At 66.5% G+C, this 9,752-nt stretch carries 5 protein-coding genes and 6 pseudogenes; 3 read left to right on the top strand and 8 right to left on the bottom strand.

The window, feature by feature from the left end:
* Positions 1-318: transposase (locus BLS43_RS28940; protein ID WP_176921636.1), on the bottom strand; the 318-nt coding region annotated here is incomplete at its 3' end.
* Positions 319-387: 69 nt separating this feature from the next.
* Here BLS43_RS28940 and BLS43_RS28935 point away from each other — a divergent pair.
* Positions 388-749: pseudogene (locus tag BLS43_RS28935) on the top strand (transposase); the annotation flags it as partial.
* A 249-nt stretch (positions 750-998) separates the two neighbouring features.
* On the opposite strand, the pseudogene BLS43_RS32300 reads toward BLS43_RS28935, so the two are convergent.
* The 3 genes and pseudogenes from BLS43_RS32300 to BLS43_RS28925 all read right to left on the bottom strand — a co-directional run.
* A pseudogene (locus BLS43_RS32300) lies at positions 999-1,401 on the bottom strand (transposase); the annotation flags it as partial.
* Between the two features lie 124 nt (positions 1,402-1,525).
* The gene (locus BLS43_RS28930) at positions 1,526-1,783 is read right to left on the bottom strand and encodes a hypothetical protein (protein ID WP_176921634.1); all 258 of its coding nucleotides are present in this window, start codon (positions 1,781-1,783) and stop codon (positions 1,526-1,528) included.
* A 97-nt stretch (positions 1,784-1,880) separates the two neighbouring features.
* Positions 1,881-3,056 (bottom strand): amidohydrolase family protein, encoded by a 1,176-nt coding sequence (locus BLS43_RS28925; RefSeq protein WP_093089878.1) that lies wholly within the window; start codon positions 3,054-3,056, stop codon positions 1,881-1,883.
* A gap of 878 nt (positions 3,057-3,934) precedes the next feature.
* Here BLS43_RS28925 and BLS43_RS28920 point away from each other — a divergent pair.
* Positions 3,935-5,132, top strand: a pseudogene (locus BLS43_RS28920) (IS110 family RNA-guided transposase).
* Positions 5,133-5,180: 48 nt separating this feature from the next.
* On the opposite strand, the gene BLS43_RS28915 reads toward BLS43_RS28920, so the two are convergent.
* From BLS43_RS28915 to BLS43_RS32290, 3 genes and pseudogenes are all read right to left on the bottom strand, one after another.
* Positions 5,181-5,948: a TetR/AcrR family transcriptional regulator gene (locus BLS43_RS28915; RefSeq protein WP_143030293.1), complete on the bottom strand. Its 768-nt coding sequence runs from the start codon at positions 5,946-5,948 to the stop codon at positions 5,181-5,183.
* A 272-nt stretch (positions 5,949-6,220) separates the two neighbouring features.
* Positions 6,221-6,393, bottom strand: a pseudogene (locus BLS43_RS32295) (transposase); the annotation flags it as partial.
* Between the two features lie 46 nt (positions 6,394-6,439).
* Positions 6,440-6,889: pseudogene (locus tag BLS43_RS32290) on the bottom strand (transposase); the annotation flags it as partial.
* 481 nt (positions 6,890-7,370) lie between these two features.
* On the opposite strand from BLS43_RS32290, the pseudogene BLS43_RS28905 reads away from it, so the two are divergent.
* Positions 7,371-8,178 (top strand): annotated as a pseudogene (locus BLS43_RS28905) (transposase family protein).
* Positions 8,179-8,423: 245 nt separating this feature from the next.
* Here the strand turns inward: BLS43_RS28905 and BLS43_RS28900 are convergent.
* Positions 8,424-9,752, bottom strand: a 1,329-nt coding sequence (locus BLS43_RS28900; RefSeq protein ID WP_143030292.1) for a class I adenylate-forming enzyme family protein, incomplete at its 5' end; no start/stop codon positions are given.

Genomic DNA, 9,752 nt, shown 5'->3' with positions numbered 1-9,752 from the left:
GGGTACATCATTTTGGGAGCACGTCACGGGCGAAGTAGGCGGTGGCGCGGCGCAGGATCTCGTTCTCCTGCTCGAGCTGCTCGGCCCTCCCCGCAGCTCCCGGTGCTCCGCCTCCAGATCACTCTCGCTCGCCGGCTTGGCCGGCATGTCGGAGGAGTCCGAGCTGATGCCGTCCTCGCGGTCGGCGATCTTGAGCCAGCGTGACAGGCGGGACTCCGAGATCCCGAAGTTCCGCGTGACCGAGGCGATGGACTGGTCGCCCTGGCGGGCGACAGCGATCACGTCGCGGCGGAACTCCTTCGGGAACGACTTGGGCACGATGACGATCCTTCCAGCGAGGAGCACGTCCTCACAGGCCAGGAGTCAACCGAACCCTGGGCAGTCCCTCGCTACTCCGAGGACGAGAAGGCCGCCGCGGTGCGGATGGTCCGCACCCTGCGAGCGAAGCTGGGCTACGGTCACGGGACCGTGAAGCGGGTGGCCGAGCACCTCGGCTACGGAGTCGAGTCGGTGCGCTCGTGGGTCCACCAGGCCGACATCGACGACCGCCACGCGCCCGGCGTCACCACCGACGAGACCGCTCGGTTTCGTGAGCTCGAGCAGGAGATCCGCGAGCTCCGCCGGGCCAACGCGATCTTGAAGTGGGCCGCGAGATTCTTCGGGGAGCTCGACCGCCGGTATCGCAGGCAGTGGCGTTCATCGACGCCCATCGCCACGACGTGGTCGAGTGCAAACCGATCGGGGTCGAGCCAAGACGAAGAAGACCCGCATGTCCGGGGACGGGCTGTGGTGTCGGTCGCTGGACGACCTGATGTGTCGTTGGCCCGGGGGGGGGATCATGACACAGCTGAGGGGACAGCGGACAGTGCTGTGTCCTTGAGTCGGTAGCTGGGTCCGTTGATGGCGATGACGTCGCAGGCGACAAGTCAGGCCGTGACCGGTGGCCTGCAAGCCCTCACCGGGCTTTATCAAGAAGGTAACGGGCGAGGCCGTCTATTGAGTTCGCGGTAGTCGTGCTCGATGCGCCAGCGGATCTTCGCCGGCCGACCAGCTCGCGCGGTCCGGTTTCGGGTGGGAGGTTGGACAGCCAGAAGTAGGTGGGTTCGGGCTCTCCGGGGGCCATTTGGCGATCAACCGGCACTCGGGCAGGGATCCGTCGTCTGCTCGGGGGATGTTGCGGTTGGACGGTCGGACCCGCAGGGCGAGGAACCGGCCGGTCATCGCCGCGGTCGGGTTCGTGGCGCTGCGGCGGCTGCCGTGGCGCCAGGTCACCTGCCGCAGCGCGCCGCGCCCGGCGCGGAGGCAGAGCGCGACCAGGGTGGACGGGGGCTCGGGGTAGGTCGGCACCGGAGGGCGACCGCGCCCGCCGTAGGCAGGTGTCACCGGCGCTGCGCCGCCCGGGCACAGGCCTGACCATCCATCAGGTCGACAACGGCTCACTTGCAAGTTCCGCAGGAAAGCGATGCGGGCCCCTCACAGGTGGTGTGTGGGGCCCGCATCGGCTACTAGGCGGGGCTTCGATAGTTCAGGGAGTAGCTCCCTCCCCGTCCTGGCGTTCGCGTTTCGCCAACTCGCGTTCCGTGATTTCCCTTGTGTGTTCGCGGGCCATGTTGACGCCTGTCTCGCGATCCGGCGCGTCGACATCCCATCGACCACATGTGCAGTGGCAGTGGTAGTGGCCATCCTGCGGAAGGATCGACTGGGCATCGCAGTACCCCGTGTTGCTGAAGCTCTCCTGGAAGAACTCCTGCGGCGAGTCGTGTGTGAACAGGGTCTCGGACACAGACGAACCTTTCGTTCATCGTCGGGTGCCGACCCCTCTCGGATCGGTCTGAACCGGTGTATCGGCGGGCTCCGACCGTCCGGCCGGATGGGTCGCCTCAGACGCCTGCCGGCCGTACGGCCTGCGGGGGAACCCCGGCCGACGGAAACAGCTCGTGGAAGGCGCCGATGAGGATGCGGTCCTTCACCCGCTCGTCAACCCCGTCGAACAGGTGGCGCAACGTCAGCTGAGTGTGTCCGAAGGTTCCTTCCATGTGCGGGTAGTCACTACCCCACGTCACATTGTTGTAGCCCATTCCGGTCACCGCACCGACGGCTGACTCGTCGTGCTGGAACGAGGCGTAGACCTGAGAGTAGATGATCTCCTTGGGGCTGCGGCTGAGCTTGGGGCGCACCGCCATCGCATGCTGCCGGTAGCCCTCTTCCATGCGGTCGGCTAAGAACGGGACCCACGTGGCGCCGCCCTCCGAGACCAGCACCTTCAGATTGGGATGCCGATCCAGCGCTCCACAGGCCACCATCTTCATCACTGCACGCTGCCCACCGAAGGTGGTCTCGGTGTAATTCATCACCGCACCTCCGGGGCCGCGGTAGGTCACACCCAGTGCCCCACCGCTGGCGATGTCGACCGGCTCGGTACCGATGTGGAAGGCGATAACGATGCCAGCCTCCTCAGCAGTTGCCCACAAGGGCTCCCAGACATCATCGTTGTAGTCCTTCTGCAGCGGATGCGGCTGCACCGGCAGGAAGACGGCCTGGAAGCCCATGTCCGACGCGCGCCGAAGCTCCGCGACGGCATCATCGATATCCAGGGTGGACACCTGTGCTGTGGCAACGTATCGCGGTGACTTCGACAAGATCTCCGCCTTCGCCCAGTCGTTGCTGACCCGGATGGCTTCGCGTAGAACCTCTGGTGTACGGAACGACGAAGCCCACATGCCCAGCGACGGAAAGACGACCTCTGCCCAAATTCCCTCTTGATCCAGATCGATCATCCTCAGATCGAGATCGCGAGCACCCGGCGCCTTGTTGCTGGCCGCATGGAACTCCTGGGCCTTGATGTTGGGCAGTCGGCGACGGAAGGACTGTCCGTCTACGTGCACGGTCTCCCAGAGCCCGTCAGGATCCTTCTCCGCTCGGGGCACCAGCTCGGCCAGCCGAGGCGGCAACTCGGTGCGCCACAGGTCCTCCGGCTCCATGAAATGCGAGTCACCGGAGTTTGCCCAGATCTTAGTGTGAGTGCCGGTGTCAGGACGATCTTCGATTGCGGTCATACGTGCTGCTCCAGATCGATCGGCGTCAAATACACGCAATACAAGGACGGAAGGAGGTCAGTGTGGCGCTTGCTGGGCGGCGCAGTGCAGCAATTCTCAGGTCCGAGCCCTCAAGGTCGAAGACCAGCTCGTGCCGGCTCGCTCAAAAGCCGACCGCAACGGCCCTTGCCGAGGCTAGTGATCGAGGCCGGATGCTGGCTCGTGAACCGACACGTACCTCGTGGCGCCACCGCACGCCAAGGTAAGGAGCCATCCGCCTCCCTGAGCGATGTCTGACTCACCTGGTGCCACGCTTGTTCACCCACATATCGACATCGACCGTCAGGCCGATTCTCAACACCACGACGTCCAGTCAGGCCAGCAGGACGAGATCTCACCGTTCCCAGATGAGTGTACGCCGTCTACCCCCCATCGTCCAGGGCCGGAGGCACCTTCAGGTAAGCACTACGGTAACCTCTTCGACGGCGAACGGAGTTGGATCCGACCGGCCATCGCTTGGAGTCCGCCCGAACATGTGACCTCGTGTGATTGCCGTGGACGATCTGAACGGCGAGGAACTCTCGTCACAACCTCAGTCAGCGGAGAACAAGTGCGGCGCCACACAGCTGAGGACGGTCGCCCCTCCCCCCGTCACCTTCTTGATCAAGCCCGACGAGGGCTTGCAGGCCACCGGTCACGGCATGACTTGTCGCCCCTGTCGTTGATGATCTGGGGGGGTGTTATCACCGTGGTCGGCGGGCGCCAACGACCGCTGATAGAGACCTGACCCGCTTGCGTGGTCTGCTCGTAACGTGGCTGCCGGCGCGGGTGCCCCGAGTCGGCCTGCGGCGACGAGCGAGGAGACCTTCTTTTCCGAGCCCGACAACACCGGCTTCGAGGTGTTCTGCGGCCTGGACGTGGGCAAGTCGGTCCATCACGCCTGCGCCCTGGGCCAGGCGGGGAAGCGGCTGCACGACAAACCGTTGCCCAACGACGAAGCCGCGCTGGCCGAGGTCTTCACCCGCCTCACCAAGCACGGCTGGACGCTGGTCGTGGTCGACCAGCCTGCCTCGATCAGTGCGCTGGCCGTCGCGGTGGCCCGCTCGCTGGGCATCGAGGTGGCCTACCTGCCCGGCCTGGCGATGCGCCGCATCGCCGACCTGCACCCCGGCCAGGGCAAGACCGACGCCCACATCATCGCCGCATCGGTCACGGCGGCCGCGCGCACCATGCCCCACACCCTGCGCCGGGTCGGCAGCGACGACGAGACCCTCGCCGAGCTCACCGTCCTGGCCGGCTACGACGACGACCTCGCCGCCCGGTCCACCCGGCTGACCAACCGGCTGCGCGACGCCCTGCTCCACGTCCACCCCGCCCTGGAACGCCTGCTCGGACCCAGAATGGACCGAGGCGGAGTGCTCGATCTGCTCGTCGCCGCTCCGACCCCGCGGGTCCTGCGTGACCTCGGCGAGACCGGGATCGCCGCACCCATGCGTCCGCGTTCCCCGCGGCTGGCCAAGACCCTACCTTCGAAGATGCTGGCCGCGCTCGACGCCCAGACCGTCGTCGTCCCCGGCACAGCCGCGTTCGGGCGGGTGATCGCCGGGGTCGCCGCGCAGCTGCGGGAGGTACGGGTCGAGCGGGACACCCTTGCCGCCGAGCTCGAGGACCTGCTGGAGGCCCACCCTCTTGCCGGGGTCCTGACCTCGATGCCCGGGCTCGGGTTCAGGACCGCTCTGAAGATCCTCACCATCGTCGGAGACGGCGCCGCGTTCCCCACCGCCGGTCACCTCGCCGCCTAGCAGGCCTTGCCCCGGTCACCGACGATCCGGCACCTCCATCAAGGGCGAGACCCGCTCGCAGCGCGGGAACCACGCCCTGAAATCGGCGCTGTTCTTGTCGGCATTCGCCAGTCTCGCCGACCCCACCAGCGGCGCCTACCACGACCGCAAACGCGCAGCCGGCAAGCGACACAACGCCGCCCTGATCTGCCTCGCCCACCGCCGCAGCGACGTCACCTACGCCATGCTCCGCGACCGCCGCCCCTACACACCACCCAGCGTCCCGACGCTGCCGCCAGTGGCCGCAGCCGCGTGACAACCCCATAGAGACGCTCCCCACGCCACGTGCGCCCGAGCTCCTACCTCAATACTTCGGTGACCTTCCGGTCGCCTCCAGCATGTTGCCGAGACCGGCGATGATCAGGTCCATGCCGAAGTCCCGAGACGGGCCCTGAAGCCGCTCCCGATGACCATCAAGCTGACGCAGTGCCTCCAGCGGCGGGTGATCTCGCAGCTTGTTCAACCGTTCGCCGCCGTGCGCCAACTTCCGTTCCATCGTAGCGCGACCGAGACCGTAGGAGTGGATGACACTGAAGGCCAGGGCTGCCTCCCGCTCGGGGAAGCCCGCGTCAAGCAATATCTGCACGTACCCGTCCATCAGTCTCCAGCCTTGGGAGGTAGGAGGCAAATCAAACGTGACCTGATCCAGACCAGGATAATCCCGGAACGCATCGACGTTGCGCGTGTGGAGCGTCCGTAGCCGCTCCTTCCAACTGCCATCATCAGGGGGGATCTCGACGTCGCAAAGAACCGCGTCGATGAGCAACGCAAGGAGGGCCTGCTTGTTCGACACATATCGATAGGTAGCCATCGGGGAGACATTCAGCTCTCGGGCAAGCACCCGCATGCTCAGTGTCTCGAAACCGACGCGCCGGCCCAGACGCAAGCCGACCTCAACGATCTCATCGACGCTCAGCGCGGTCGATCGGGTCGTCGAAGGGTCACCAGAGCCCCGGCCCCGCTTCACACCCGCCCGCACCTGTTCACACCGGTCCCTTCCTCGAGCTTGCCCGTCACGGCCCGCCGACGAGTTCTGCAAGCCCGCCAGCATACAGCCCTCCGCCTCGGCCACCGGGGGGTACAGCTGGCGGACCCCGGTCGCGCCGCGGTTCAGGCGCCGGGTTGAGCACAGCAGGTGTCGCAACTCGGCCAGACATCTCACGACCCCCGCTGCTCGGGGGCTCGCGGGTCGCGTCCCCTCGGGTGGTGTAGGTCCGTCCGCGGGGGTCTCTGCGGTTCAGATCAGGCCGTGATGAGTTCGGCGGGGGCTACTTCTGCTGTCGGGGTGGGTGCGAGCAGGGCCATGGTGTGTGTTCGCTGAGGTAGCGGCGGTCGGTGGTCTGCCCATTCGTCGTGGGCTTCGGCCAGGACGGCGCCGGCGAGGCGGAGCAGGGCGGCGGGGTTGGGGAACACCCCGACGACGTCGGTGCGGCGTTTGGCCTCCTTGTTCAGTCGTTCGAGCGGGTTGGTCGACCAGATCTTCTTCCACAGTGCCCGAGTGGGAAGTTGCAGTAGGCGGCCGTCGAGGAACACGTAGGGGAAGGCCTGTTCGGACAGGCTGCGGTCGCGGAACGCACTCACCTCGGTGTCGAGATCGGCGCAGATCCGGGACACCTCGGACTTGGAGATGCCCGTGTCGGCGCCGAGACCAGGTCGTCGAGCTTGCGGGTGGACACCCCGTGCAGGTAGGCCTCCATCACCACCGCGAACACCGCCTGATCCACTCGGCGGCGGCGCTCGAGCAGGCTGGGGAAGAACGACCCGGTGGGCAGCTTCTCCGATCGGCAACTCCAGATCCCCCGCGGTGGTGGTCAGCGTCCGCACACGGTGCCCGTTTTGCTGGGCGGTGCGGGTGTCGGTGCGCTTGTGCAGGGCGGCGCCGACGGTGTCGGTGAGCTCGGCTTCGATCAACGCCTGGTAGATCGTCTCCGCCGCAGAACGGACACGGTCACCGACATCAGCGGCCTTGAGTGCGTCGAGCACTTCGAGCAGGACAGACTGGTCCAGGGCCATCGGGCCATCGGGTGGCACCTCTCTACGAGTTCCTTGGCGGGATCACACAGAGACTCACGCGGTGGCCCTTCCCACGCGCTCAGCCACGCCGGAATGACCCAGGACTTCCACCACCACCAGGGTCCTCGGGCGAACCGGCTCCCTGCTGCTGCAGCCAGGACAAGCGGGAGATTGGGCCGCCTCGGATCGAACAAGTGGAGGTAGCCCCCTGGAGGCATCCACCGGCGGGCGCGGTGTGGACTAAATCTGCCCTGTTCACTGGGATCGGCCCGTGCAGATTCAGGTGCCCACGACCCCGACGTTAAGCCGTGAGCGGACGGCGGCCTGAATGCGCCAGCATCGCCCGACAATTAGCAGTGAGCCCTTTCCAACCTGGTGGAGAGCGGGCTTGGCGCGCTGCGGCGTGGCGTCACTGGAATGAGTGAAGCTCCTGGTAGACGGGCGATTGCTGAGATCAACTCGTCTCGACCAGGAGCTTCGGTTGCCGACCTACCCTGCGGGGTTGTCCGTGTCCAACCACGCCCTCATCACGCTGTCCGACGCCCTCCGCAGCCGCCGAGCGAAGATCGGCACCCGGTGGCGGCGCCTGTCCGCCGGCGACCAGGCCATGCTTGCGCTGGCGCACCTGCGCAAGGGCGACACCTACGCCGAGCTCGCCGCCGGGTACGGCATCGGCACGACGACGGTGTTCCGCTACATCACCGAGGCGATCGAGGTCCTGGCCGCGCTCGCCCCGACCCTGGCCGAGGCGATGGCGATGGCGATGGCGATGGCGATGATCGTGGCCAAGGCGTTCGTGATCCTCGACGGCACTCTGCTGCGCATCGACCCGGGTCGGGATGGGCTCGGGCCGCGACCGCCCGTACTACTCGGGCAAACACAAGTGCCACGGGGTGAACGTGCAGGTCATCGCCGACGGGGCCGGCAGGTTGGTGTGGGCCTCACCCGCGCTCCCCGGCGCACGCCACGACATGGGAGCCGCACGCGATCACGGCATCCTCGACGCGCTGCGCGAGGCGCAGGTGAAGGTGATCGCCGACAACGGCTACCGCGGCTCCGGGGTCGAGGTCCCGCAGCGCCGCCGCCCGAAGGACCCCGAGACAGGCAAGCGGCGCAAGCTCTCCCGCAACCAGCGCGACGTGAACTCCGCCCACGCCCGCCAGCGGGGACCCGGCGAGCGCGCGAACGCGCAGCTCAAGGCCTGGCGTGTCCTACGCAAGATCCGCTGCTGCCCGCGCCGAGCGACCGACCTGGTCAAGGCCGTCCTGGTCCTCAGCTACGCCGACTGACGCCAAGTGGAAAGGGCTCAGTGACGAAACCGTGCCGCGCGTGACCGCCCGGCAGGCTGGACACCGCCGAACTCGCCGCGAATCTCGTCGGAATCTGGGCAGTGACACGCACATCACCCCACAACTGTGCCCAGTATATCGGGCCGAAATACCGCTCCTGGAACAGGCACCGGCGACACGACTCATCGACCTTGTGAAGCGACCTGACCGCGGAGTCTCGGACATCACCTATTTCAACCGATTGTTCATGGTGTGTCGGTGGTGAGATGGCGGCGAAGGATCTTCCCGGTAGGGGTGCGGGGTAACTCAGGTAACACGGTGATGGTGTCGGGGGTCTTCGAGCTGCGAAGGCGGGAGCGGACGTAGTCGCGTAGTTCCTCGGTGCTGACGGTGGCGGTCGGACGCAACACGACGAAAGCCGCGATGCGCTGCCCCCACTCCTCATCCGGAACACCAGCGACGGCGACGTCGTCGATGGCGTCGTGATCGGCCAAGACATCCTCGATCTCGGCGGGCGCGATGTTCTCGCCACCGCGGATGATGGTGTCATCGGCGCGGCCCTGGACGAACAGATAGCCGTCCTGGTCGACATAGCCCCGGTCTCGGGTAGGAAACCAGCCCTGCGCATCGAGCAGACTACCGGTCTCCGCGTACTCCCCGGCGACCTGAGCACCACGAACAACGATGTCGCCGACAACGCCGGAAGGCAGACGACGACCGGTGACATCATGGATCTCGATACTCACCGACGGAAGAGCCTGACCGACCGATCCCAGACGGGCCTGCACGAGAGGATCATCCGACTCCAACGCAACCCGGTGATCCTCCGGACCAAGCACAGCGACCGACGACGCCGTCTCGGTCAGACCATAAGCGTTGACGAACCCGGTGTGCGGGAAACGCTGCAAAGCACGGCGCAGCACACCCGCCGAGATCTTCGCGCCGCCGTAGGACATCGACCGCAACGTGTCCGGCCCGTAGGAGTCGACCCTCTCGAGCCGGTCCACGATCCGCGCCAACATCGTGGGCACAACCATGGCATGAGTGACCCCCTCGTTGGTCACGACACGCAGCCAGTCCTCGGGAGTGAACCGGTCGAGATAGACGATCCGACGCCCGGAGTAGAGATTACTGAGCAAATTCGCCACCGCAGCGATGTGATAAGGCGGCACACTGACGATGGTGGCATCCTCACCGCTGCTCGCGGCGAACTCGACCGAGCCGATGACATAAGAGGTCAGATGCGTATGACGCAGCAGCGCGCTCTTGGGTGCCGCGGTGGTGCCCGAGGTCATCAAGACGACCGCCACATCGTCGAGATCGGGGACACACGGGTCGGGCACAGGATCATGAGTCTCACTACACCGAACCCACTCCGCCACCGAGATCGCCCGACACGGCATCCGGGCCGGGTCCTCAGCGATCACGAAAGGCCGCTCATGACGACCCAGGATCCCCGCCACCTGACCATCGGAGAGCCGGTAGTTCACCGGCAAGAACGGCACCCCCGCGGCCGCAGCCGCGAACAACGCAACCGGGAAAGCCGGACCATTACCACCCAGGAACACCACGAC

It is taken from the genome of Pseudonocardia oroxyli, assembly GCF_900102195.1.
Classification (GTDB): Bacteria; Actinomycetota; Actinomycetes; order Mycobacteriales; family Pseudonocardiaceae; genus Pseudonocardia; species Pseudonocardia oroxyli.
Note: the sequence above shows the minus strand (reverse complement) of the source record. Positions and strands in the feature narration are given on the sequence as shown.